This is a genomic window from Robiginitalea marina (genome assembly GCF_024006985.1).
Classification (GTDB): Bacteria; Bacteroidota; Bacteroidia; order Flavobacteriales; family Flavobacteriaceae; genus Robiginitalea; species Robiginitalea marina.
On record NZ_JAMXIB010000009.1, the window covers coordinates 61479 to 87745 of the forward strand.

The following is a 26267-nucleotide window of genomic DNA, read 5'->3' on the forward strand; positions in this document are numbered from 1 at the left end:
ATCCTACATTTAAATCGACTAATTCAAATGCACTTTTCTCATGAAATGGAAAATCGCTCTCCTGGCCTTCCTCGGGCTGGGTTCAGTGGTTTTTGCCCAGGATTATTTTCCTAAAAATGACGGGGTAAAAGCCAGCAACAACAATTTTACGGCCCTCACCAATGCCCGGATCCACGTGGCCCCGGGGCAGGTGATCGACCAGGGTACCCTGCTGATCCACCAGGGGAAGGTCGTGGAAGTGGGGACGCGGGTGAAACTGCCGGCCAACACCCTTGTTATGGACCTGGAAGGAAAATCCGTATATCCTTCCTTTATAGACGTCTTTTCGTCCTATGGGGTGGAACAACCGACCCGGAGCCCGGGTGGCAGGAGGTCGCCCCAATACGACCCCACCCGGGATGGCTACTACTGGAACGACCACATTATGCCGGAGGCCGATGCCATCTCTGCCTATAAATACGACGATAAGAAAGCCGGCAACCTGCGGGAAGCCGGGTTTGGGGTGGTCAACAGCCACATCCAGGACGGCATTGCCCGGGGCTGTGGGGTACTCATCGCCCTCAATGGAAAGGGGAACGACGCACAGCGGATTCTGGAAGATGCCTCAGGGCAGTACTTCTCCTTTGAGCGCAGCGTACAAAAACAGCAATCGTATCCCACCTCCCTGATGGGGGCCATGGCCCTGCTCAGGCAGCTCTACCACGATGCCGACTGGTACGCAAAGGGCAACGTGCCCACCACCGACCTTTCCCTGGAAGCCCTGCTGGAGAACAAAAACATGGTGCAATTCTTCGCGGCAGGCGATAACGGGCATGTGCTGAGGGCCGATGGCATCGGCGATGCCTTCGGGATACAGTACGTGATCCTGGCCGGAGGGAAGGAGTATGAGAACATCGATGAGATAAGGGCTACGGGGGCTTCCCTGGTTGTCCCCCTCGACTTCCCGGATGCCTTTGACGTTTCCAACCCATACCAGGCCCAGTACGTGAGCCTGGAAGATATGAGGCACTGGAACCAGGCCCCGTCCAACCCGGCGGTACTGGATGCCAACGGGGTGCCGTTCGCCTTTACCCTGCATGGGCTAAAAGAACCCAAAGATCTGCATAAGAAAATCCGCAAAGCCATGGATTACGGGCTCTCGGAAGCGAAAGCCCTGGAAGCGCTGACCATGGAGCCCGCGCGCCTGCTCGGAAAAGCCTCCGAGATCGGGAGCCTGCAACCGGGAAGGCACGCCAACTTCCTGATCACTTCCGGGCCGGTCTTCGACGAGGAAACCACCCTTTACGAAAACTGGGTGATGGGCCAGCGCCATGTCCTGTCCGACATGGACCAGAAAGACATCCGCGGCGATTACCGCCTGCAGGCGAACGGGAAGGAATTTACCCTATCGGTCAGCGGCAAGGCCGAAGCCCCAAAACTTGAAGTCACCCGCGACACGGCCAAACTCAAATCAAAACTGAGCTATGCCGGCGACTGGATCGACCTTTCCTTCACCGACGGGGAGGAGCGGTACCGGATGACCAGCCTTGTCCGCAAAAACAGCGATGCCCTGTCCGGTAAAATCGTGCTCCCGGACGGCAGGGAATCGACCTTCTCCGCCGGGAAGACGGGGGCGTACGAACCCAAAAACGCAAAAGCGGGAGCCAGGGAAAAAGACGCCCCCGAACTGGTCCCGCTAAATTACCCCAACGTGGGGTACGGATATCGCACCCTGCCGCAGCAGCAAGATGTACTCTTTAAAAACGCTACCGTCTGGACGGGGGAAGCCGCCGGTATCCTCGAAAATACGGATGTGCTGGTGCGCAAGGGGAAAATCGCCCGCATCGGGAAAGACCTCCCGGCCGGGGGTGCCCGGGTAGTGGATGCTGCCGGGAAACACCTGACAGCGGGAATCATCGATGAACACACCCATATCGCGGCCCTGGCCATCAACGAGGCCGGGCAGAATTCCTCTGCCGAAGTGAAAATGACCGATGTGCTCGACCCGAAGGACATCAATATCTACCGCAACCTGGCGGGTGGGGTGACCAGTGTGCAGCTCCTGCACGGCTCGGCCAACCCGATCGGGGGCCGTTCCGCCATTTTCAAGCTGAAATGGGGAAAGAGCGCCCGGGAGATGCTTTATGAAAACATGCCTGAATTCATCAAATTCGCCCTGGGCGAAAACGTTAAGCAAAGCAACTGGGAGAGCTACAACCGGTTTCCCCAGAGCCGCATGGGGGTGGAACAGGTGTTTATGAACTATTTCCAGCGGGCCAAGGAATACCAGGCCCTTAAGGATTCCGGGAAGCCCTACCGGCACGATGAAGAACTGGAAGTGCTCGCCGAAATCCTGAGGGGGGAACGCTTTATCAGCTGCCACTCTTACGTACAGAGCGAAATCAACATGCTTATGAAAGTCGCCGATAAAATGGGTTTCAAGGTCAACACCTTCACCCACATCCTGGAAGGGTACAAGGTTGCCGACAAGATGGCCGCCCATGGGGTGGGCGGTTCCACCTTCAGTGACTGGTGGGCCTATAAATACGAAGTAAAGGATGCCATCCCCTACAACGCGGCCATTATGCACAGCCAGGGCGTGACCGTGGCCATCAACAGCGATGACCAGGAAATGTCGAGGCGACTGAACCAGGAAGCGGGCAAAACGGTGAAATACGGGGGGCTTTCGGAGGAGGAAGCCTGGAAGACCGTGACCCTGAACCCGGCCAAACTCCTGCATATCGATGACCGGGTCGGGAGCATCCGGGAAGGAAAGGATGCCGACCTGGTCCTTTGGTCCAACCACCCCCTTTCGGTCTATGCCGTGGCAGAAACCACCTATATCGAAGGGGTGCCGTATTTCGACCGGCAACAGGATGCTGCCCTGAAACGCCAGATGGCCGAAGAAAGGAACCTGCTGATCAACCTCATGCTGGAGGAAAAAGAAGGAGGCGCCCCCCTGAGGGGCCCTGCACAAAACGTAAGGCGGGCCTTTACCTGTGACAGCCTTTAAGCCTTTACTGATCGTAAAAACGAACCTTATGAAATCGCATATACTTTATCTTATCGCCTTGCTGTTTATCCTCCCCGTTGCGGGCAGGAGCCAACAGACCCCCGCCCCGCCCCAATCGGAAACCATCAGTATTACCGGGGCCACCCTGCACCTGGGCAACGGGGAAGTCATCGAAGGGGGAACCCTGGTCTTCTCTGAAGGGGCCATCACCGCCATTGGTGTCGGAATCGCGCCCAGCGGAAGGGTGATCGATGCCACCGGGAAGCACGTCTACCCGGGGTTTATCGCCCCGGCCAGGCCCATTGGCCTGGTGGAGATCAACTCGGTAAGGGCCACGGATGACGAGGGGGAAATCGGCAATATGATTCCCCACGTCCGCAGCATCATTGCCTATAATGCGGAATCGCAAATCGTGGAAAGCATGCGCCCCAATGGGGTACTGCTCGGGCAGGTGACCCCCCAGGGCGGCAGGATCTCGGGAACTTCCTCCATCGTGCAATTCGACGCCTGGAACTGGGAAGACGCCATAGTGAGGGAAGATGACGGGATACACCTCCACTGGCCCAATGCCTTCCGGCAGGGCCGCTGGTGGATGGGGGAACCAAGGGGATACCAGCCGAATAAGGAATACAGCGGGCAGCAGGACGAGGTCCTGGACTTTATCCGCAATGCACAAGCCTACGGGGCCGGGGCCGCCACGGCGGTCAATCCGGCCTTTGCCTCCATGCAGGGGCTGTTCGACGGGTCCAAAACCCTGTATTGCTATGCAGACGGCGAGCGCGAGATTGTGGACGCTGTTAGCTCCCTGAAGGAAGCCGGTGTCCGGAAACTGGTGTTGGTGGGGGGGTACCAGGCCTACAAGGTCACTGAACTCCTCAAACAGCACGACATCCCCGTGCTGGTACAACACACGCATTCCCTGCCCAACCTGGTCGATGAAGACTACGACCTGCCCTATAAACTCCCCAAACTCCTGGTGGATGCAGGGCTGTTGGTCGGCCTTCAAAACGACGGGACCATGATGCACCAGATCCGCAACCTCCCCTTTTATGCCGGACAGGTGGTCGGGCAGGGGATGGACCGTGAAACGGCCTTGCAGCTGATCACGGGCAATACCGCCAAAATACTCGGAATTGACGGCCGGTACGGTACCCTGGCCGAGGGAAAGAGCGCCACGCTTTTCATTTCCGGGGGCGACGCCCTCGACATGCGCGGAAACCAACTCACCCATGCCTTTATCGACGGCAGGGAAGTTTCCCTGGAAACCCACCAAACAGAGCTCTGGAAGCGCTATATGGGCAAATACGCCAGGCAGTAACCCGCAAGAAACCGTATCTTTGAAAACGGGGCGATCGTCGATATCGTTCCGTTTTTTTGTGGACCATGGCAGCGATCAAGCACATCAGCAGCACGCAAAACCCGGAAATCAGGCAACTGGAACACTGGAACCGCAAGTCCAGGGACCGCATCCGCGATGGGCGCTTTGTCCTGGAGGGCCTGCGGGAACTCCAGTTGGCCCTGAAAGGCGGTTACCGGCCGGAGAAGTTGTACTTCTGCCCGGAAATCGTGTCGGAGCAGCAGCTGAGGGAAGTGCCCGGACTCGGGCAGTACCCCCTGGTCAGTCTGAGCCCTGAGGTCTACCGGCACCTGGCCTACCGGGGAAAAACCGAGGGGGTTATCGGGTTGGTGCCGACCCGCAGCCACGACCTTGCAACCCTTGTTTTCCGGCGCGAATCGCCCCTGGTGCTGGTGGCCGAAGCCCCGGAGAAACCCGGGAACATAGGGGCCCTCTTGCGGACCGCGGATGCTGCCGGGCTCGATGCCGTGCTCATTGCCGACCTGCAGGGCGACCTGTACAACCCGAACGTCATCAGGTCCAGCGTGGGATGCCTGTTTACCGTGCCGGTAGGCGTGGGCAGCAGCCAGGAGGTGCTGGCCTTCCTGCGACACCGGGGCATGCAGGTACTCGCCGCCAGCCTGGGGGGAGCCGTGCGGTATGACCGGGCCGATTATACGGGGCCAACCGCCCTTGTGGTGGGTACGGAAGCGGATGGCCTTACCAGGCTTTGGCAGGAGGAAGCGGATGCCCGCGTGGAAATCCCCATGGCCGGTGCCATCGATTCGATGAACGTCTCCGTAGCTGCCGCCATCCTGATTTTCGAAGCCATGAGGCAGCGGGGGTTTGGGCCGTGATCCGGGGCGCCTGATACCTGTCGGAATCCTGACCGGTCGCCGTTTCCCTGCGGGAAATATTTTTACTTTTGAAATCATAAGGCACAACTATGGTATCGCAGGTCCTTTCCTATAGCATCATTGGCATCCTGATCCTGCATTACGCGGTGGAAACAACTCTTGAAATACTCAATGCCCGCAAATTCAACGACCCGGTACCCGAGGAACTGGAAGGCCTTTACGACCAGGAGCAATACCGCAAATCCCAGGCCTATAAACAGGCGAATTTCCGTTTCGGCCTGTTTTCCTCTGGCCTTTCCCTGTTGCTCCTTCTGTGCTTTTTCCTCGGCGGCGGGTTCGGTTGGGCAGACCGGGTAGCCGCGTCGGTGAGCCCCCTGCCCTTCCCCCGGGCGCTGGTGTTTTTCGGAATCCTGGGGCTCGGCAGCGACCTTGTCGCCACCCCATTGAGTTATTACCATACGTTCGTGATCGAAGAACGCTTTGGCTTCAACAAAACCACCCCTTCCCTTTTCTTTGCCGACAAACTCAAAGGATGGGCCCTTATGGGCCTGTTGGGAGGGGGGCTGCTGGCCGGCATCCTCTGGTTTTACCAGTGGGCGGGAACTGCCTTCTGGATCTATGCCTGGGCGCTCATCGCCTTGTTTACCCTGCTGCTGAACCTGTTCTACAGCCGGTTGATCGTGCCCCTGTTCAACAAACAGGAACCCCTGGAGGAAGGCAGCCTGAAATCCCGGATCGAGGCCTACGCAGGCAAGGTGGGGTTTGCCCTGAAGAATATTTTTATCATCGACGGCTCGAGGCGCTCCACCCGGGCCAACGCCTATTTTTCAGGCCTTGGGCGTGAAAAACGCGTGGCCCTGTACGACACCCTGGTCGAAGACCTGGAAGAAGAGGAAATCGTGGCCGTGCTGGCCCACGAAATCGGCCATTATAAAAAGAAACATATCGCAGCGAATTTGGTTGCCTCCGTGGCCTTAACCGGCCTGACCCTTTTCCTGCTCTCCTTATTTATCAACAATCCGGAGCTATCCCTGGCCATCGGGGTTTCCCAGCCAAGCTTCCACGCGGCCCTGCTCAGTTTTGCCCTGCTCTACAGCCCCGTGAGTGCTGCCACGGGCCTGGTGATGAATTGGCTTTCGAGGCGTTTTGAATTTCAGGCCGATGCCTACGCCCGGGAAACCCTGGCGGCACAACCCCTGGTAGCCTCCCTCAAGAAACTTTCCCAAAAGAACCTGAGCAACCTCACCCCCCATCCGGCCTATGTATTTGTACACTACTCGCACCCACCCCTTGCAGCGCGGATACGGGCACTGAACCGTCAGGGGAGGCAACGGAAACAAAACGGATAGGCCCATTGCCATGGGCAATCGCCTGCCGGTTTTTTTGTATCTTTAGGTAACCCCGGCAAACGGGCAAAAAGTGAAACAAACCTGGAAATATTCCCTAATCGCCATCCTGGCCCTGGTGGCCCTGGGCAATGTTTTTTCGGCATACATCCGCGTACTTACCGAAGGGCCAGGCATAATCTATACCTTCGAAACGCAAAGCGCAGCGTTCCAGTACGCCATTGGGCCTGAACAGGAACCCGAAATCGCCCGGATGGAACGCGAATTCGAGAAGTACCTCCGCCTGAATCCGGAAGGCAGCGGCCAAAGGCTATACCGCACCTTCAGGGCAAAGCCCTGGAAGTTCTGGAACTGGTACCACTATTTGACCAGCGACCTCTACGACTATCCCTATAAAGACCTGGGCCCGGAACCCCGAAAACCGCCCAGGTAGATGCCGAAGGTACCAGATGGCTGGAAAAAACTACGCGGAAGCCGGGTGAAAGGTTCCCCCATCCTTCCGGAACATGGTTTCAATAGCCGCCAGGATGCCATTTGCCAAAGGAAGGTCCCGGGGATTATTGCCCCGTAGGTAGGTTCCGGCATACGGGTTTCACGCCCTGGGCGAAGGCCTGTCAAAACCAAAAGCCCCGTGGCTCAGACGCAGGAAACTAAAATGGCTGCACTCCAAAAGACCCGGGGGTGGCTGCCGCAAAGGCGAAGGCGCCCATACGGGAAGGTAGCAAATCCCTTGCTGAGGCAAGGCTGGGCCCGGGGAACAAATCCAGCCTCAGCCCCTTGTGCATTCGGAAACAAAAAAGTAATTTAAGCGGGTAAAAATATCTACCGAACTCCTGCCATGAAACGTCTTCTCTACCTCCTGATCTGGCTTCCTGTACTGGGCAGTTCCCAGGGCCAAAAGGAAATTGACTCCATCGCCATAGCCCTCATAGACAAAATGGGCGGGGTGCTAGGCAGCCTCGAGGCCTGCTCTTTCACCCTCAACACCGTTGAAGACCAGGTCAATGAGGCGGGCATGCTGGAGCGGCATTTCGACTCCCACAAGATATACCTGAGGGGACCGGACCGGTTCACCATGCGCTCCAGGGGCCACAAGGGGCACCGCGGGTATTGGTTCAACGGATCGCTGATGACCTGGTATTCCTTTGATCAGAACAATTATGTCACCATTCCTGCCCCCGGCTCCATCATCCGCGCCATTGACAGCGTGAACACCACCTTTGGCATGCAATTTCCGGGAGCGGATATCTTCTACCCGTCTTTTGCCGATGACCTCCTCTCCCACTTTGATAAAATCTCCTATGCGGGGATCAAGACCCTGGATAATACGGAGTACTTCCACATCATTGCAGAAAACGACACCTATAACTTCCAGCTTTGGATCGAAAACGGGGCCTTTTATCTCCCCCGCAAATACCTGGTCCTGAAGAAAGGCAGCGCCCCGGAGATCTTCGAAGGCACCTTCGGCTCCTGGAACACGAGCGCCTCCCTGCCCGATGAAATCTTTGAGTTCATTCCGCCCAAAGACGCCGACCTGATCAGTATCATGCCAAAATCATAACCTACCGCCACGACATGAAGCCTTCCACCTCATCGCTTTTGACCATAGCCGCAGCAAGCTTGCTGCTTTTCTTCCTGACCCCGTTTCAGGCCGGGGCGCAGCGACTGGACCACCGGGCATCCAGGAGCCAAATGTCCCGTCCTTCCCCCCAGGCCCGCACCACAGCCAAACCCGCTGCAAGACCTGCTTCGCGGCCAACGACCACCACCAGGCCAGGCACCTCAAACCGGTCCAGCATCAATGGTGGCTATCAGAAATCCGCCAGCAGGGATATCTCGAGGCCTTCTGCCGGGCAGGCCAACCGGTCGGTCAGCACCAGCCGGCCCTCCACTTCGGACAGGAGCGCAACCACGGCAAGGGACAGGGCCTCCAGCGTGCGGACTTCCGAGGTAACCAGGCCCGCGACCCGGGAGGTCACCACCGTCCGTGAAAACGCAGGCAACCGGGTTAACAACACTTCGAACAACCGGGTCAATATAGACAACAGCCGCAGGGGCAATACCAACATCAACATCGACAACAGCCGCACGGTCAACGTCAACCGCCGAAATACCTATGTGCGCACGAGTCCCAGGGTATATGTGCGCCCCCCCTACGTCTGGGGAGGCTTTCATTTCTATTGCCACAGCCCGTATTACTGGCATCCGTACAGGCCCTACTACTGGGGGCCCGTATGGCACCCCTGGGGCTTCTTTGTGACCACCATCGCCACTACGGCCATCATTGTGAGCATCACCAATGACAGCGGAAACCAGGAAGATTACCATTATGAAGAGGGCAATTACTACCTGAGGACCGCCGACGGTTTTGAAGTGGTCCAGGCGCCGGTTGGGGCCACCGTGCCCGACATCCCCGATACGGCCCAAAAGGTCGAGGTGACGGAAAACACCTATAACTACTATTACGGCGGCGCGTATTACGAGAAGAATGCCGAGGGCTATACCGTGGTACCGGCCACGGCAGGGACCATTGTGCCCCACCTTCCGGAAGGAGGGGAGGAGGTCAAAGTTGGGGACCGCACCTACGTGAAGTTCGGGGAAACCTATTACCAGCCCATTCAGGTCGACGGAAAGGACATGTACGAAATTGTGGAGGTACAACCCGAATCCTGAGAGCTCAGGGCATCCCTGAAATACATTCCCTCATAGCCCAGGGCATCGCACCCCCTTTTTTTAAGGCCCGCTGATCCGTCGCGCGCGTCCCCGAACGGCCCGGAAACTGCGTTGATGGCTTGCCCGCAGGCGCCCTTTGTCTGACAAGTTGGCCGGGGCACGATTTTTGTTGTTTCCACTTCGGATTTGTGCTATTTTTAATTTTATGCCCACCCAGGCCTACATAGAACAGGAAAACAAGGAGATTGCCAAGCAGTACAAGGAACTGCTGCGCATCAGCTATCAATTGCTGTCCGATGAGGACAAGAAGCTGATCCGGCAGGCCTTTGACGTTGCCGTGGATGCCCACAAGGACCAGAGGCGAAAATCCGGGGAAGCCTATGTGCTGCACCCCATTGCCGTGGCCAAGATCGTCGCTTCCGAAATCGGCCTGGATGCCACCTCTATCGCAGCCGCCCTGTTGCACGACGTGGTGGAAGATACCCCCTATACCCTGGATGATATCGAGCGGTTGTTTGGGGAGACCGTGGCACGTATCGTGGACGGGCTGACCAAAATCGCCCACCTGAAAAAGGAAATGAACATTTCCCAGCAGGCCGAGAACTTCCGGAAGATGCTGCTGACCCTGCACGACGACGTGAGGGTGATCATCATCAAAATTGCCGACCGCTACCACAACCTGCTGACCCTGGATTCCATGCCGGAGCACAAACAGGTGAAAATCGCTTCGGAAACCCTTTATATCTATGCCCCCCTGGCCCACCGCATCGGCCTTTACAACATTAAGACCGAACTGGAAGACCTGTCGCTGAAATACACCGAGCCGGAGGTATACTCCGACATACAGAGCAAGATCGAGGATACCAAGGAAGACCAGAAGCAATACATCGAGGACTTCTCCAACATCATCCGGGACTCCCTCGACAAGGAAAACCTCAATTATACCATCAAGGGGCGGATGAAGTCGATCTATTCCATCCGCCGGAAGATGATTTCCCAGAATGTTTCCTTTGACGAGATCTACGACAAGTTCGCCATCCGGATCATTTACCAGTCAGACCGGAGGAATGAAAAATTCCTGGCCTGGAAAATTTATTCCATCGTCACCGACCACTTTACCCCCAACCCGGTGCGCCTTCGCGACTGGATTTCCTCCCCCAAAAGCACGGGGTACGAGGCCCTGCACATTACGGTGATGGGGCCCAAGGGCCGATGGGTGGAAGTGCAGATCCGCAGTGAGCGCATGCACGAAATCGCCGAAAAAGGGTACGCAGCGCATTTCAAATACAAGCACGGCGACCAGAAGGAACAGGGGATCGAAATCTGGCTGAACCGGCTGCAGGAAGCCCTGGAAAGCTCCAATGGGAGTGCGGTGGACTTCGTGGAGGAATTCAAGCTCAACCTCTACGCCAAGGAAATCTTTGTCTTTACCCCCAAGGGGGAATTGAAATCGCTGCCCAAGGGGGCGACCCCCATGGATTTTGCCTTCAACATCCACACAGAGGTAGGGATGCATACCCGGGGGGCCAAGGTAAACGGCAAGCTGGTGCCCCTGAACACCCCCCTGAAAAGCGGCGACCAGGTGGAGATCATCACCTCGGAGAACGCCAAGCCGAACCAGAACTGGCTCGATTACGCCACTACGGCAAGGGCCCGGGCTAAAATACGGTCGACCCTGCGGGAAGAGAAGAAAGAGGTGGCCGAGGAAGGGAGGGAAATCCTGAGGCGGAAGCTGAAATCCCTGAAAATTACCCTGAATGAGGAGGTCATCAACAAAATGGTGGTCTACTTTAAACTAAACACGAGCCTCGACCTGTTTTTCCGGGTGGGTAACGGGGTGATCGACAACCATAAAATCAGGGAGTTCGCGGCCTCCTACAACAATGCCTTCCTGAACTTCTTCAAGAACCGGATGCGCAAGAAACCCATTCCCGAAGCCATCGACCGGGAGGAAATTACCTCCACTTACGACATGCTGGTTTTCGGGAAGGAAGAAGAGAAGCTCAGTTACTCCCTGGCCAATTGCTGCAACCCCATCCCCGGGGATGACGTGTTTGGGTTTGTGACCGTCAACGATGGGATCAAGGTCCATAAAAAAGACTGCCCCAACGCCATCTCCCTGCAGTCTAATTACGCCTACCGCATCATCGGGGCCAAATGGATCGATTCCACCCAGGAGGAATTCACGGCGGAACTCCGGATGAGCGGCATCGACAATATTGGCCTGATCAATGACATCACCGACATCATCTCGGATGAAATGCATGTGAACATGCGAAACATCAACTTCAATACAGACGGGGGTACCTTCTCGGGACGGATCAAGGTGGTGGTAAAGAATAAGGAAATCCTCAAGAAGCTCATGGCCAACCTGAAGCAAATCAACGGGATTGACAAGGTAGTACGGGTCTGAGGCCTGTGCCCCGGGGAATCAAATTCAGGGAAGGTTTTCGCCCCTATTCCCTTTTTTAGCCGTATTTTTGTGGGTGGATTGTAGAACTGCTTTCATGAACAGAAAAGACCAGGAGATTGTCAAAAATGTCTTCACCACCTTCCTGGAGGAAAACGGGCACCGGAAAACCCCGGAGCGGTATGCCATCCTGCAGGAAATCTATGACAACGAAGAACATTTTGATATAGAATCGCTCTATATCAAAATGAAAAATAAAAATTACCGGGTTAGCCGGGCAACCCTGTACAATACCATCGAACTCCTGCTCGAATGCAAACTGGTCCGCAAGCACCAATTCGGCAAAAACCAGGCCCAATACGAAAAATCGTACTTCGACCGCCAGCACGACCATGTGATCCTGACCGATACGGGGGAGGTGGTGGAATTCTGCGACCCGAGGATCGAGTCGATCAAAAAGACCATCGAAGAGGTTTTCGACATCGAGATTAACAACCACTCGCTTTATTTTTACGGCACCCGCAACAAGAACAAAGAAGCCACAAAATAACCCATCCAAACATGCGTGTAGATCTGCTGCTCGGGCTCCAGTGGGGGGACGAGGGAAAAGGAAAAATTGTCGACGTGCTCACGGAGGGCTATGACATCATCGCCCGTTTCCAGGGGGGGCCCAATGCCGGGCATACCCTGGAATTCGATGGAATCAAGCATGTGCTCCATACCATTCCATCCGGGATATTCCACAAGAACGCGGTGAACCTGGTGGGAAACGGGGTGGTGATCGACCCGGTGATCTTCCGCAGGGAACTGGAAAAACTCCGGGGGTTTGACATCGATATTGAAAAGAGCCTGCTGATTTCCCGCAAGGCCCACCTTATTTTGCCGACCCACCGCCTGTTGGATGCAGCTTCGGAGGCGGCCAAGGGCAAGGCCAAGATCGGCAGCACCCTGAAAGGGATCGGGCCGGCCTACATGGACAAGACGGGCCGCAACGGGTTGCGGGTCGGGGACCTTGAACTCCCCGACTGGAAAGAAAAATACCGCGCCCTGTCGGAAAAACACCAGGCCATGATCCACTTCTACAATGTGGATATCGAATACAACCTGCAGGAGCTGGAGGCGGAATTCCTGAGCGCTGTTGAGCACCTGCGCGAACTGCGCTTCATCGACAGCGAGGAATACCTGTACCAGGCGCTGAAATCGGGCAAAAAAATACTGGCTGAGGGCGCACAGGGCTCCCTACTCGATATCGATTTTGGAACCTATCCGTTTGTGACTTCCTCAAACACCACGGCGGCCGGCGCTTGTACGGGCCTGGGGATTGCCCCGGGCAACATCGGGGAAGTGTACGGGATTTTCAAAGCCTATACCACGCGTGTGGGCAGCGGCCCCTTCCCCACCGAGCTTTTTGATGAAGACGGGGCCACCATGGGCAGGGTGGGCAACGAATTCGGGGCCACTACCGGAAGGCCCAGGCGCTGTGGCTGGCTTGACCTGGTAGCCCTAAAGTATGCGGTCCGCGTAAATGGGGTGACCCAGCTGATGATGATGAAGGCCGATGTGCTGAGCGGATTTGAACGCATCAAGGTCTGCACAGCCTACCATTACCAGGGAAAACAAATCGGGCACCTGCCTTATTCTATCGAGGCCCGGTACCTCACCCCGGTCTATGCCGAGCTCCCCGGGTGGAACGAAGACCTGACCGGGATGACCCGGGCCTCCCAACTGCCGGAAGCCCTGGAGCAGTATATCCTGTTCCTGGAAAAGGAACTGGAGGTGCCCATCCGCATTGTCTCCGTGGGACCGGACCGGACCCAGACCATCCACCGCAACCCTTAGCAAGGGGGGTAACGCGCGCGGGCTAGGACTAAAATGGCTACCTTTGACGAAACTTTCAGGGTGAAGACTCGGCGCATGGTTATGGTACTCCTGTGGTTGCCCCTCATACTCGGGGCCCAGCAAAGGACGGACCAGGGTCAGAAAATCAATATCGTTTACGGGGGCAGCTTCACCAAGGATGAATCGCTCCGTCCGGGTGCCTCCATTTTTTCAAAAGACCAGCGACAGGTACAGTTCGAGCACCAGGGGGCAGACCTGTGGTGCGATTATGCCTTGCTTTACCAAAAGGAAAACCGCCTCGAGGCCATCGGGAATGTACGCCTGCAACAGGGAGACTCAATCCTTATGACCAGCGGGTACGTGGAATATGACGGCAACGTAAAGCTGGCCAAGGCTTTCCAGGAGGTCAGGCTGACCAACAGGAGCATGACGCTCACGACCGACACCCTGTATTTCGACCGGCAGAATCAGGAATCATACTACAACCACCATGGTAAAATCGTCGATTCGGTCAACACCCTCACCAGCCGGATAGGCCGCTACTACATGATCCCGAAAAAATACCAGTTCCTCGATAGCGTGCTGATCAACAACCCCGACTATACCCTGGAATCGAGCCGGCTGGACTACTACACCACCTCCAAAAACGCTTATATGTACGGCCCTTCCACCATTACGGGCGAGACCTATCGCCTGTATTGTGAAAGGGGGTTTTACGACACGCAGGTGGAGCGGGGATACGGGATCAAAAACACCGAAATCCATTACAGCAACCGGATTATCGAGGGCGACAGCGTGTATTTTGACAAAGCCGCTGAGTTCGCCTCGGCCACCAACAACATCAAGGTTACCGATACCCTCAACAACGGGGTGATCCGGGCGCATTATGCCGAGGTGCACCGGGCCCGCGATTCGGTTTTCGCCACCAAAAGGGCGGTATCGATCAGCCTGGTGGAGCAGGATTCGCTCTACATGCACGGAGACACCCTTATGGTAACCGGGAAACCAGAAGCGCGGATCCTCCGCGCCTTCCGGAATGCAAAATTCTACAAGACGGACCTCAGCGGGAAATGCGACAGTATCCATTTCGAACAACGCACAGGGGTTACCCAGCTCATCCGCGACCCGGTGCTCTGGAACCTGGAAAACCAGATGACCGGCGACAGCATCCACCTGATCAGCGACCTTCAAACGGACAAAATGGATTCCCTGAAGGTGATCGGCAACGCCTTTATTATCTCGGAAGACACCGTGGGCTTCCGGGGGTACAACCAGGCCAAGGGGATGGACCTCTACGGCAAGTTTATCGAAGATGAGCTGAAAATTGTAGACCTGGTCCGCAATACGGAAGTCCTGTACTATATGTACGACGACGACGAGGTGCTGACCGGGATCAACAAAACCATTTGCAGTAAAATAAGGCTGCTGCTCGAGCAAAGCGACATTAAGGAGATCACCTTCTTCACAAACCCTGACGGGGATATCTTCCCCGAAAAGGACCTCCCCGAGAACAGCCGGATCCTTAAAGGGTTCATCTGGAGGGGGGAGGAACGCATCCGTTCCAAGGAGGCATTGTTCGACGAAGACGACAACAACCTGGTGCTTCCCGTCATCCGGGGCCTGGAAGAACCCATCGACCGGGAGGGGGGCGACCCCCTGGATAACGGGAACCCCACCGACCCCGTAGCCCCGCTGCCCGCAGACCCCCAGGCAAGAACCAAAGCCCGCCCATCGAAAGCATTGCCATGACCCGGGATTTCCTCGCCTTCCAATCGCAGACCACCCCCCACCCGCTGGGCCTCGAAATCGCAGGGGCTGCAGGCAGCTATGTCTACGGCCGTGATGGGAGGGCCTACCTCGATTTTATCGCAGGGGTATCGGCCTGCAGCCTGGGGCATTGCCACCCCAGGGTCGTCAGGGCCGTGCAGGAACAGGCCGGAAAGTATATGCACGTGATGGTGTACGGGGAATTCATACAGGGACCCTCCCTGGAGCTGTGCCGGGAACTGGCCGCGGCCCTGCCCCCTCCCCTGCAGACGACGTACCTGGTGAACTCGGGAACGGAAGCCATGGAAGGGGCCATCAAACTGGCCCGGCGGGTAACCGGCCGGTCGGAACTGATCGCCGCCAAAGACGCCTACCACGGCAATACCCTGGGGAGCCTGAGCCTGATGAGCTATGAGGAGCGCAAGGCGCCTTTCCGCCCCCTGTTGCCCGACGTCCGTCATATCCGATTTAACGCTGTGGATGACCTGGAACGAATCTCCACAAAAACGGCTGCTGTGATCCTGGAAACGATACAGGGCGGGGCGGGGTTTATCCTTCCCGAACCGGGCTACCTGGCCAGGGTGCGACAGCGTTGCAGGGAAACCGGGGCCCTGCTGGTCCTCGACGAAATCCAGCCCGGGTTTGGCCGCACCGGCAAACTCTTCGCCTTTGAACATTTCGATTGCATCCCAGATATCCTGGTCATGGGCAAGGGAATGGCCTCCGGCCTTCCGATAGGCGCCTTTACCGCCTCCAAAGGACATATGGAAGCCCTTTCGGAGAATCCGAAGCTCGGCCATATCACCACCTTCGGGGGCAACCCGGTAGTAGCCGCTGCGGCCCTGGCTACCCTCAGGGAACTCCTTGAGGGGGACCTGATTGCAGAAACCCTGCGAAAAGAACGGCTTTTCAGGGAGCTCCTGGTACACCCCCGCATCCGGGAAATCCGGGGCAGGGGCCTGATGCTAGCCCTGATCCTGGACGATCCTGAAACTGCCAACTTCCTGGTCCTTAAAGCCATGGAGGCCGGACTCCTGCTCTTCTGGCTCCTTTTCGAACCCCGGGCAGTGCGGATCAGCCCCCCGCTGACCCTGTCGGAAAGCGAAATCAGGGAGGGCTGCGCCCTGATCCTGGAACTGCTAGATGCCCTCCCCCCGGCCGGTGTTAACTAATTTGTTGATAAGAAACCCGGGGGCCACCCGGGTTCAAGCCCGTAAAAAAATATTTTTAGTTCCATACGGAACCCAAAAAGGTATGTATGTCGTCTGATCCGAACGAGCAACCCACCCCCCCTATTTCGAAGTTTGAATCCATGCTGAAGACTGATGACGTCTATTTCTTTGACGCTGAGGAATTTGAAGACATTATCCACCATTACCTGAACCACGGAAAAATCTCCCTCGCCAAAAAAGCCATCCGCATGGGGTTGCAGCAGCACCCGCATTCCCTTGACATCCGGTTACTTGAGGTAGAAGTAATGGTCTTCGAAAACCGGTTCGACGAAGCGGAAAAGGTCCTCGACCAGGTTCAATTACTGGATCCGAACAACGAGGAAATCTATGTACAGCGCGCAAACATCTGCTCCAAGCAGGATAACCACGAACGCGCCATCGAATTCCTCAAACAAGCCCTCGAAATCGCCGAGGATGACGCAGACCTCTACTCCCTCCTGGGCATGGAGTACCTTTTCATGGATGCCTATGGGGAAGCCCGGGATTGCTTTATGCAATGCCTGGATTCGGACCCGGAAGATTATGCCTCCCTGTACAATATCATTTATTGCTTTGAATACCTGGACGACCTCCACGGGGCCATCCGGTACCTGAATGCCTACCTGGAGACCAACCCGTACTGCCAGATCGCCTGGCACCAGCTCGGAAAGCAATATTATACCCTGAAACGCTATGAGGAGGCCCTGGCGGCTTTTGACTTCGCCATCATCTCAGACGACACCTTCCTTGGCGCCTATTTCGAGAAAGGGCGGGTGCTGGAAAAACTGGGGCGGTACCGGGAAGCCATAGAAAATTATTCCGCCACCACCGAAATGGAGGATCCTACCTCCCACGCCTACCTTCGTATGGGGCGGTGTTATGAAAAACTCGGCAAAGACGACCGGGCAAGGCATTACTACTACCTGACCGTTCATGAGGACCCCCTGCTCGACAAGGGATGGCTGGCCATCACCGACTATTATCTCCGCAGGAAAGATTACCTGAAGGCCCGGGAGTATATCGACAAGGCCCTGAATATAGATGGGGAAAACCCCACCTACTGGAAACGTTCGGGAATTATCCACAAGGCGCTCGGCGAGTGGCATGAAGCCGATTTTGCCTTCAAGCAGGCCACGGAGCTGGGCAACTACGAAGTGGATTCCTGGCTGCTCTGGGCAGAGGTACTCAGGGAATGCGGGGAACTGCAGGCTGCCGCTTCCATCCTGGAGCAGGGCATGGAATTCCACCCCGATGCGGTGGAACTCCTCTTCCATCTTGCAGGGTTCACCCTGCTGCTCCACCAGGTGGAAGAAGGGGAGGGCCTGTTGCGAAAGGCCCTGAAGAAAGCCCCGGAGAAACTGACCCTGTTCAAGAAGGCTTTTCCGGAAATCTCAAGGGCCAAAGGGGTACAGCGCATTATAAGGGAATGCCAGAAGGCTTCCCAATAAAAAAGGCTACTTTTGCGCTTTTACCGGATATGTCAGGACGAACTCCCATTCACTTTTTATGGATTGTGCTAAAGGGCATGGCCATGGGGGCAGCCGACGTGGTCCCCGGGGTCTCCGGGGGAACCATTGCCTTTATCTCGGGCATTTATGAAGAACTCATCGGCTCCCTGAACAACCTGCGACCCGCCTTGCTGCTTACCTGGAGGAAAGAAGGGTTTGCCGCCTTCTGGAAGGCTGCCAACGGGAGCTTCCTGCTGGCACTCCTTTCCGGGATCGCCATAAGCGTCGCCTCCCTGGCGAAAGGGATCAGCTGGCTGCTTGAACACCAGCCGGTACTGGTCTGGTCCTTTTTCTTCGGCCTGGTTTTGGCCAGTGTTTTATACGTGGCCAAAAGCATCCGGGTCCGCAGCCCCGGAATCCTGGCCATGGGGCTGCTCGGGATGGTCGTGGCCTACGGGCTGGTATCCCTGCCGGTATCCGAAGAGCAGGCCACCCTCCCCTACCTCTTCCTTTCAGGGGCATTGGCGATTTGCGCCATGATCCTTCCGGGGATTTCAGGCGCCTTTATCCTGGTGCTGCTGGGGTCCTATAAAAGCGTGCTGGATGCCGTCCACCAACGCGACCTGCAAATCATCTTCTTTGTGGGGGCCGGGGCTATCGTGGGGTTGCTCACTTTTTCGCGCCTGCTCAAATGGATGTTTTCCCGCTTCAGGGATGCCACCCTCTCCCTGCTCACGGGTTTTATCCTGGGTTCGCTCCCGAAAATCTGGCCCTGGAAGGAAACCCTCGAAACGCGTAATTTCGACGGCAAAACCGTCGTGGTCCGCGAGGCCAACGTGGCCCCCTGGCATTATGCGGACGACCCTGAGTGGGCAGCTGCCCTCGGGCTGGCTATCCTCGGATTTTGCCTTATTTTTGTCTTGGAGCGCCTCGCTTCACAAAAAAATTCCTGACCCTGCATGTACCACCCCAGATCCCTATCGGACAAAGTGCTTTTGTTCATCAAAGGCCTGGCCATGGGTGCCGCCAACAAGGTACCCGGGGTTTCCGGGGGTATTGTGGCCTTCGTGGTCGGGTTTTACGAGGAATTCATCTATTCCCTGCGGAAGGTAAACCTCAAGGCCTTCAAACTTTTGCTGGGCGGGCGGTGGAAGAGTTTTTACCGGTATGTGAATGGCCCGTTTCTCTCCCTGCTTATCATGGGGATGCTTTTCAGCTACTTCAGCGTCTCCAAAGTCCTTGATTATTTCCTGGACCGAAAGGAGCTCTATGTCTGGTCGCTCTTTTTCGGCATGATCATCGGATCGATCTATTTTATATCCAAAGACTTCAAGCACTGGAATAAAAAAACCCTTCCCATTGGCCTCCTGGGCCTTCTGGTGGGGATTTCGATTAGTTTCCTGAGCCCCGCCAAAGAGAATGACAACCTCATATTCGTCTTTTTTTGCGGGATTATCAGTGTTTCGGGGATGACCCTCCCCGGCCTTTCAGGGTCCTTTATCCTCATCCTGCTCGGGAATTATGTGCTGCTGCTGGTCGATTCGGTGAATGCCCTCTACGACACCATGGCAGAAATTTTCCGGGCCGATTTCAGCTTTGTAAACAACCGGGAACGACTGCATACCCTGCTTATCCTGGCGGTTTTCACGGCGGGTTCCGCAACCGGTTTGGTGAGCCTGTCTCACCTGCTCGGATATGTACTGAAACATTTCAGGCACATGACCACCGCTGCGATCATCGGGTTCATTACCGGTTCCCTGGGGGTGGTCTGGCCCTGGAAAAAAACCATATACCTCCAGGACAGCGCAGGCACCCTGCTGCTCGACTCCAATGGCGACCGGATTATCGTCAATTACCAGCGGTACCTTCCCGAACTCTTTTCGGCAGAAACGGCCCTGGCGCTGGGGTTTATCCTGGCCGGCATTGCCCTGCTGGTCTTCCTGGAATGGTACGGCAAATACCGGTTGAACAATGCGTAGGTTTGGTCTTATCGGAAAAAACATCTCATATTCGTTTTCACCCGGGCACTTCCGGGAGAAGTTCCTCCGCATGGGCCTGGCCGATTGCCGCTACGATATTTTCGACCTTGGGGAAATCGGGGAATTCCCCGCCCTGTTGAGCCGTTATCCGGACCTGGAAGGCCTCAATGTCACCATCCCGTACAAGGAAGCGGTGATCCCTTACCTGCAGGAGTTGGACCCGACTGCCGCTGCCATTGGTGCGGTGAATACCATCAGGGTATCCCCCGGGGGGTTGAAGGGATTCAATACCGATGTGGTGGGTTTCCGGGATTCCCTCAGGCCCCTGTTGCGGGGGTCTGACACCGCAGCCCTGATCCTGGGTACCGGGGGGGCTTCCAAGGCAGTGGCCTATGCCCTGGGCCAGCTCGGCATTCCCCTGCGGTTCGTTTCCAGGGACCCCGGCCCCGGGCAACTTTCCTATGAAGCCCTGGATGCAGCAATGTTGCGGGAATTTCCAGTCATTATAAACTGTACCCCCCTGGGCACCTACCCGGCGGTTTCCGGGGCCCCTGCAATACCCTATGCCGCCATTACCCCTGCCCACCTGCTCTACGACCTCATCTATAACCCGGAACAGACCAAATTCCTCAGGAAGGGGGCGCAACAGGGCGCCCGGACCAAGAATGGCCTGGAAATGCTCCAGCTGCAGGCCGAAGCCTCCTGGGAACTCTGGAGCCCATAAGTCCGGGGGCCGAAAAAACACGGCTTTGCCTTTGTGATAAGCCCCCATGTTAGTATCTTAGAATGGAGATCGCAGCATTACTGTAAATTCAGACTCATGCCGGAAGAGGAAAAACAAGCACTGCAGCCCGCTGCAGGGGGGGAAGGTCAAAACGGACATACCGATAAAGAAATGGCTCCGGAACCCGGGGAATCGGAGACCACAGGGAAACCTGAAACCGCGGGAGAACCTGATACCAAAGGGGCATCTGAACCCATAGGGGAACCCCAACCCGCACAGGACGCTGGGACCAAAAGAGTGCCTGATGCCATAGAGGAACCCCATCCCGCGGGAGAGCCTGAGGCCAAAAAGGTATCCGATTCCACAGGGGTAGCCGAACCCGCGCAGGAAGCTCAATCCAAAACGGAGCCCAAACCCAAAGGGGAACCTCATGAAACCACTGGAGAAGAGGCTGCAGGGGACTCTGAATCGCATGAGGAAAAGGGCGGGGACCCTGAAGAAGAAATAGACCAGTCCAATGCTGAAGATGCCGAGGACTCCGAAAACGAAAGGAGGCACCAAATCCCCTTTCTGGACTACCACTCCCTTTCCCTGGAAAACCTTGTAGGCGAATTACAGCGCCTGTTGCGGACGGAAAAGGTTCAGGCAATCCGCAAGCATGTGGATGCGATAAAGCACGAATTCGACCTGAAATTCCAGGACTTTATCGAGGAGAAAAAAGATGCCTTTGTAACCCGGGGGGGCAATGAGGCCGATTTCAAGTACAACTCGGTAACCAAGCGGCAGTTCAACGAACTTTTCGCAGAATACCGGGAAAAGCGAAACCAGTATTACAAAAACCTGGACCGTGACCTGAAAGAAAACCTGCAGAACCGGCTCTCGATCATTGAGGAACTCAAAGGCCTGGTCAGTATGGAGGAGGACATGACCACCACCTACAAGACCTTCAAGGACCTGCAGGAGCGCTGGCGGAAGGCCGGAGCCATCCCCCGTGCGAACTATAACGATGTGTGGCGGACCTACCACCACCATGTGGAGATTTTTTATGACTTCCTCCACTTGAACCGCGAATTGCGCGACCTGGATTTTAAATTCAACCTGGAGGAAAAGGAAAAATTATGCCTGAAGGCGGAGGCCCTTCTGGAAGAGGAAGACATAAACAAAGCTTTCCGGGAGCTGCAGGTCCTCCACAAGGTCTGGAAGGAAGACCTGGGACCCGTGGCCCAGGAAGAGCGCGAGGCTATCTGGAACCGTTTTAGCGAGGCGACCAAAAAAATCCATCAGCGCAGGCAGGAATATTTCCAGCAGCAAGAGCAGCAGTACGTGGCCAACCTGGAGGAAAAACAGCGAATCATCTCCCAAATCGAAGCCCTGGGCAGCAACGTGGGGAACAGCCACCGCGCCATCCAGAAGCAAATGGCAGAAGTTGAAGCCCTTCGGGATCGGTTTTTCAAGGCAGGGAAGGTACCCCAGAAATCCAATGAAGCTACCTGGGCCTCATTTAAAAAGGCGGTACGGACCTTTAACCGGGCCAAAAACGCCTACTACAAGAACCAGAAAAAGGAACAACAGGAAAACCTCGACAAAAAACGGGCCCTGCTGCAGCGCGCCCTGGAACTCAAAGACAGCGAAGACCTGGAAGCCGCCACCCCGGAAATGAAACAACTCCAGAAGGAATGGAAAGAAACGGGCCACGTGCCCCGCAAATATTCCGATAAAATCTGGAAACAATTCAAGGAAGCCTGCAACCAGTACTTTGACCGGGTGCACGCCGGCAGGAACCGGGCCGGCGAACAAGAGTTGAAAAACCTTGAGCTGAAATCGGCCCTGCTGGAAGAGTTGCGGGAGTATACCCTTACCGGCGACCGCGACAAGGATGTTGCCGCCCTGGAAGGGTTCCTTGCCCGCTGGAACGAAATCGGCCATGTACCACGAAACAAAAAGCACCTGAACTCCCGCTTTCAGAAAATCCTGGAGGCCCTGCTGCGAAAATCGGGCATCAGTAAGCAGGAAGGGGAAATCCTTCGGTATGGAGACCGGATTCAGCAGCTTTCCGAGGCTGAGGACCAAAGGGCTGTGGAACAGGAGCGGCAATTCGTCAGGAAAAAAATAGAAGAGGTCAAAGGGGAGATCAGGCAGTTGGAAAATAACCTTAATTTCTTTTCGGACCCCACAAAAGAAAACCCTTTAGCCCGGGAAGTCATCGAAAACATCGAAGGGAAAAAGGACGCCCTGGACGGATGGAAAGGCAAGCTCAAAAAACTCAATATCCTTAAGCACCAGCTCCAGCATGAGGAGGCTGGCCCCGAAGAAGAGGAAGCAGAATAAGGAAGCCCGGGCGGGAAGGCCCCTAGACCGGCTCCCCGTACAGGTCAAAATCCGCCGCCCCTGTAATGCGCACGTCGGCAAACGCTCCCAGGCGCAGGTAATGGGAAGAAGCGTCCACCAGCACTTCGTTGTCCACATCCGGGGAGTCGTATTCGGTCCGGCCGATATAATAGCCGCCTTCCATACGGTCGATCATGCACCGGTAGGTACGCCCTATCTTCTCCTGGTTAAGTTCCCAGCTGATCTGTGACTGCAATTCCATGATTTCATTGGCCCGCTCCTGCTTGACGTGCTCGGGGACATCGTCGGGGAGGGAATACGCATGGGTATTCTCCTCATGGCTGTAGGTGAAACACCCCAGGCGTTCAAAGCGCTGTTCGCGCACCCATTCCTTCAGGAGCTGGAAATCCGCCTCCGTTTCCCCGGGGAAGCCGACGATCAAGGTGGTACGGATTGCCATCCCGGGCACCTGCCGGCGGAATTCCGCGAGCAGGCGGTTGGTTTTCTCCATAGTCGTCCCCCGCCGCATGGCCTTCAATACAGGGTCCGAAATATGTTGCAGGGGAATGTCTATATAATTGCAGATGATCGGTTCTTCCCGCATGACTTCGAGCACATCGAGGGGAAAGCCGGTGGGGAAGGCGTAATGCAAGCGTATCCACTCGATGCCCTCCACACGCGCCAGGGCGCGGAGCAAATCGGCCAGGGCCCTTTTCCGGTAGAGGTCCAGGCCGTAGTAGGTCAGGTCCTGGGCAATGAGGATCAGCTCCTTTACCCCTTTGGCAGCGAGCACCTCCGCCTCCCGTACAAGGGCTTCAATAGGTTGGCTGCGGTGTTTTCCACGCATCAGGGGAATGGCGCAGAAGGAACACGGGCGGTCACAGCCCTCCGCGATCTTCAGGTAGGCATAGTTGGCCGGGGTAGTGGTCAGCCGCTCACCTACCAGTTCATGCTGGTAATCAGCCCCCAGGGCCTTCAGCAGGCGCGGCAGGTCGCGGGTTCCGAAATAGGCGTCTACGTTGGGGATCTCCTTCTCCAGGTCCGGTTTGTACCGCTCACTGAGGCATCCGGTCACAAAAACCTTGTCGATACGTCCGGCTTCCTTTTCCCGCACCTGTTCCAGGATGGTATTTACGCTTTCTTCCTTGGCATTGGCTATAAAACCGCAGGTATTGATCACCACGATGTTCCCTTCCCCTTCATGGACCACATCTTTGCCCCCGGCCTTCAACTGGCCCATAAGGACTTCGGAATCGTAGAGGTTCTTGGAACACCCCAGGGTGATCACATTAATGGTATTCTTTTTAATGGATTTGGTGCGCATCGGTTCAACTGAAGTGCAAAAATACGACTTGGAGATACATCATGGACCATTTTGCCGGTCTTTTCATTTTTGCATGCGTGAATGCCCTAAGGCCAGGGATACGGGATGGGATTGCTTTCAGGACGGCGGCTGCCCCATTTCGGATCGGGTCGCGGCAGGGCGGCTCCCTTCAGGAAAGGACCCCATTCGGTTAACAAAAAGCCCCGGCCCGGAGGCCAACGCATTCAATCGACCGGCCGTCCACCTAGTCGGTAAAGCCTGCCGGCATGCGGCGCGCCGGGCCCAGTTGTTCAAAGGCATGGGCGAGGCGCAACAATTCCGGGATCTGGAAGGGCTTCCCGATAAAGGTGAGGCCCGTGGGTTCCCCGGATTCCCTGTACCCCATAGGCACCGTTAGGGCCGGATACCGGGCTACGGCGGCATACCCTGCATGGTAGTTGTTTACGGAGAGGACAGCGTCCAGGCGGTGTGCCTCCCAGGGTTCAGTGAAGAACCTCCGGCCAGCCGCCCTAAGGTCGGACCGCACTTTTTCAAAGGCCTCCTCCCCGGTACTGTCGGCCAGGATCCCTTCGAGCAGGGCCTGCCCGTAAGGGACCCTCAAAAGGGTGTCAGCCCTGTTAAAGGCGACCACATCGGCCACGGAACGCACCCCGACGGCCACCGTATCCCTTATTTGGGAATTTAGGTAGGCCGGGAGGTCTTCCCTCATATCGAGGTTCAACAAGGTCAGGAAACCTTCGAGTTCCACTTCGGGGGGGTCAAAGGGAATGACCTCAGCCCCTGCCGCCTCCAGGCCGGAAACGGTTTCCCGATACAGGGAATCGGACTCCATCAGCGCGCGGAAAACCCCCAGGCGCTTTCCGCGGAGGGTGGCCCCCCCGGGAAGGTACCACCCCGCATCCCAGCCGACCTGGAATGCCTGCATATCCAGCGGGTCATACCCCATCAGGGCGTCGAGCAAAATCCCGGTGTCGGTGACATTGCGCGTCATGGGCCCCGGGGTATCGAGGGTACTGGAAATTGGCACGATGCCCCTGCGGCTGAGCATGCCCACCGTAGGTTTCAGCCCCACCACGGAATTCTGGCTGGAAGGCGACAAAATGGAACCGGAGGTTTCCGTTCCCACGGCAGCCATGGCATAGCCGGCAGCTATGGCCGTCCCGCTCCCGGAACTGGAGCCACCGGTTTCAAAGAGGCGCCGGCCATAGGGGTTCAGGGTCTGTCCCCCCACGGCGCTATACCCTACCGGGCAACCCCGGCACATATAGTACGCCCATTCGCTCAGGTTTACTTTGCCCATGATGATGGCCCCCTTTTCCTTAAGGCGCTCCACGATAAAGGCATCACCCGTCCGGTTGCCCATCAGGGCTATCGCCCCCGCAGTAGTGGGCATCTCTTCGGTGTTGATATTGTCTTTCAGCAGCACGGGCATCCCGAAAATGGGGTGCAGGTCGGCCGCAGGGTCAATGGCCCTGAGCGAATCCCTGCGCCGGGCCTCCCGGAAAAGATTGGGGTTTAGGGCAATTATTGTATTCAGCGTCGTGGCGGGATCGAGTTCGTATTTGTAAATCCGGTAGAGGAAAAACCGGCAGAGGTCTTCATAACTGAAGTCCCCGTTTTTGATTTGGGCCTGGACTTCAGGGATGGATTTCTCCAGGATCAACGGCTTCAGCCGGGAATAGTCGGCCTCCGTCATTTTCCGGACCTCCGGGTAGAGGGGCGAAAAGACGGCGTTTTTGTCGAGCACCCGCGACTGGATGAGTTTATAGCGCATCCTGGGCAGGGGATGGTCCGCATTGGCTGCCACCTCCAGTGAATCGTCGTAGGGGGTCCAAAGGGCGCCGGGGTCTGGCTCTTCGCCGGAAACGGCTTCATTCATGTCCACCCCGGCCGGGGGGGTCACTTCCCCGGGGGCAGGGGTTTTCTCTTTACAGGATTGAAGGGCAAGCCCCATCACGAGGGCAAAAGCAGGCAGGAGCAAGACCCTGGGGATGCCTTTAAGGGAATATCGAACCATGGTTTTCTGGTTTTTC

19 protein-coding genes are annotated in these 26267 nt (G+C 56.5%); 17 read left to right on the plus strand and 2 right to left on the minus strand.

Annotated features, from left to right (window positions below):
- The first annotated feature begins 40 nt into the window (after nucleotides 1–40).
- The 17 genes from NG653_RS11395 (at nucleotide 41) to NG653_RS11475 (ending at nucleotide 22910) form a co-directional block, all read left to right on the plus strand.
- Complete coding sequence (locus NG653_RS11395) at nucleotides 41–2992, plus strand: amidohydrolase family protein (protein WP_252741836.1); 2952 nt, start codon at nucleotides 41–43, stop codon at nucleotides 2990–2992.
- A gap of 28 nt (nucleotides 2993–3020) precedes the next feature.
- Complete coding sequence (locus NG653_RS11400; RefSeq protein ID WP_252741837.1) at nucleotides 3021–4310, plus strand: amidohydrolase family protein; 1290 nt, start codon at nucleotides 3021–3023, stop codon at nucleotides 4308–4310.
- Between the two features lie 65 nt (nucleotides 4311–4375).
- Entirely contained in the window at nucleotides 4376–5185 is an 810-nt protein-coding gene (locus tag NG653_RS11405) for a TrmH family RNA methyltransferase (protein ID WP_252741838.1), read from the plus strand.
- 89 nt (nucleotides 5186–5274) lie between these two features.
- Entirely contained in the window at nucleotides 5275–6534 is a 1260-nt protein-coding gene (locus NG653_RS11410; RefSeq protein WP_252741839.1) for a M48 family metallopeptidase, read from the plus strand.
- 70 nt (nucleotides 6535–6604) lie between these two features.
- Nucleotides 6605–6964, plus strand: a complete 360-nt coding sequence (locus NG653_RS11415) for a hypothetical protein (protein WP_252741840.1) — start codon at nucleotides 6605–6607, stop codon at nucleotides 6962–6964.
- Between the two features lie 405 nt (nucleotides 6965–7369).
- Nucleotides 7370–8092: a DUF2092 domain-containing protein gene (locus NG653_RS11420; protein ID WP_252741841.1), complete on the plus strand. Its 723-nt coding sequence runs from the start codon at nucleotides 7370–7372 to the stop codon at nucleotides 8090–8092.
- Between the two features lie 14 nt (nucleotides 8093–8106).
- Nucleotides 8107–9204: a DUF6515 family protein gene (locus tag NG653_RS11425; RefSeq protein ID WP_252741842.1), complete on the plus strand. Its 1098-nt coding sequence runs from the start codon at nucleotides 8107–8109 to the stop codon at nucleotides 9202–9204.
- Nucleotides 9205–9409: 205 nt separating this feature from the next.
- Complete coding sequence (locus NG653_RS11430; protein ID WP_252741843.1) at nucleotides 9410–11617, plus strand: RelA/SpoT family protein; 2208 nt, start codon at nucleotides 9410–9412, stop codon at nucleotides 11615–11617.
- Between the two features lie 94 nt (nucleotides 11618–11711).
- Nucleotides 11712–12164, plus strand: coding sequence for a Fur family transcriptional regulator (locus tag NG653_RS11435; RefSeq protein ID WP_252741844.1), 453 nt, complete (start codon nucleotides 11712–11714; stop codon nucleotides 12162–12164).
- Nucleotides 12165–12175: 11 nt separating this feature from the next.
- Complete coding sequence (locus NG653_RS11440) at nucleotides 12176–13453, plus strand: adenylosuccinate synthase (RefSeq protein ID WP_252741845.1); 1278 nt, start codon at nucleotides 12176–12178, stop codon at nucleotides 13451–13453.
- A gap of 81 nt (nucleotides 13454–13534) precedes the next feature.
- Nucleotides 13535–15202, plus strand: a complete 1668-nt coding sequence (locus tag NG653_RS11445) for an OstA-like protein (RefSeq protein WP_252741889.1) — start codon at nucleotides 13535–13537, stop codon at nucleotides 15200–15202.
- Nucleotides 15199–16392, plus strand: a complete 1194-nt coding sequence (locus tag NG653_RS11450; protein WP_252741846.1) for an aspartate aminotransferase family protein — start codon at nucleotides 15199–15201, stop codon at nucleotides 16390–16392. The genes NG653_RS11445 and NG653_RS11450 overlap by 4 nt, the downstream gene beginning before the upstream one ends.
- 86 nt (nucleotides 16393–16478) lie before the next feature.
- Nucleotides 16479–17879, plus strand: coding sequence for a tetratricopeptide repeat protein (locus NG653_RS11455; RefSeq protein WP_252741847.1), 1401 nt, complete (start codon nucleotides 16479–16481; stop codon nucleotides 17877–17879).
- Nucleotides 17880–17908: 29 nt separating this feature from the next.
- Entirely contained in the window at nucleotides 17909–18832 is a 924-nt protein-coding gene (locus NG653_RS11460; RefSeq protein ID WP_252741848.1) for a DUF368 domain-containing protein, read from the plus strand.
- Between the two features lie 6 nt (nucleotides 18833–18838).
- The gene (locus NG653_RS11465) at nucleotides 18839–19858 is read left to right on the plus strand and encodes a DUF368 domain-containing protein (protein ID WP_252741849.1); all 1020 of its coding nucleotides are present in this window, start codon (nucleotides 18839–18841) and stop codon (nucleotides 19856–19858) included.
- A complete protein-coding gene (locus NG653_RS11470) occupies nucleotides 19851–20582 on the plus strand; it encodes a shikimate dehydrogenase family protein (protein ID WP_252741850.1) in 732 nt (243 codons plus the stop codon). The genes NG653_RS11465 and NG653_RS11470 overlap by 8 nt, the downstream gene beginning before the upstream one ends.
- A 96-nt stretch (nucleotides 20583–20678) precedes the next feature.
- Nucleotides 20679–22910 carry a DUF349 domain-containing protein gene (locus tag NG653_RS11475; protein WP_252741851.1) on the plus strand — a complete coding sequence of 744 codons (2232 nt, stop codon included), beginning with the start codon at nucleotides 20679–20681 and terminating at the stop codon, nucleotides 22908–22910.
- A gap of 22 nt (nucleotides 22911–22932) precedes the next feature.
- Here NG653_RS11475 and rimO read toward each other — a convergent pair whose 3' ends face one another.
- Nucleotides 22933–24234 (minus strand): 30S ribosomal protein S12 methylthiotransferase RimO, encoded by a 1302-nt coding sequence (gene rimO, locus NG653_RS11480; RefSeq protein ID WP_252741852.1) that lies wholly within the window; start codon nucleotides 24232–24234, stop codon nucleotides 22933–22935.
- Nucleotides 24235–24478: 244 nt separating this feature from the next.
- Entirely contained in the window at nucleotides 24479–26251 is a 1773-nt protein-coding gene (locus tag NG653_RS11485; protein WP_252741853.1) for an amidase family protein, read from the minus strand.
- Nucleotides 26252–26267 lie beyond the last annotated feature (16 nt).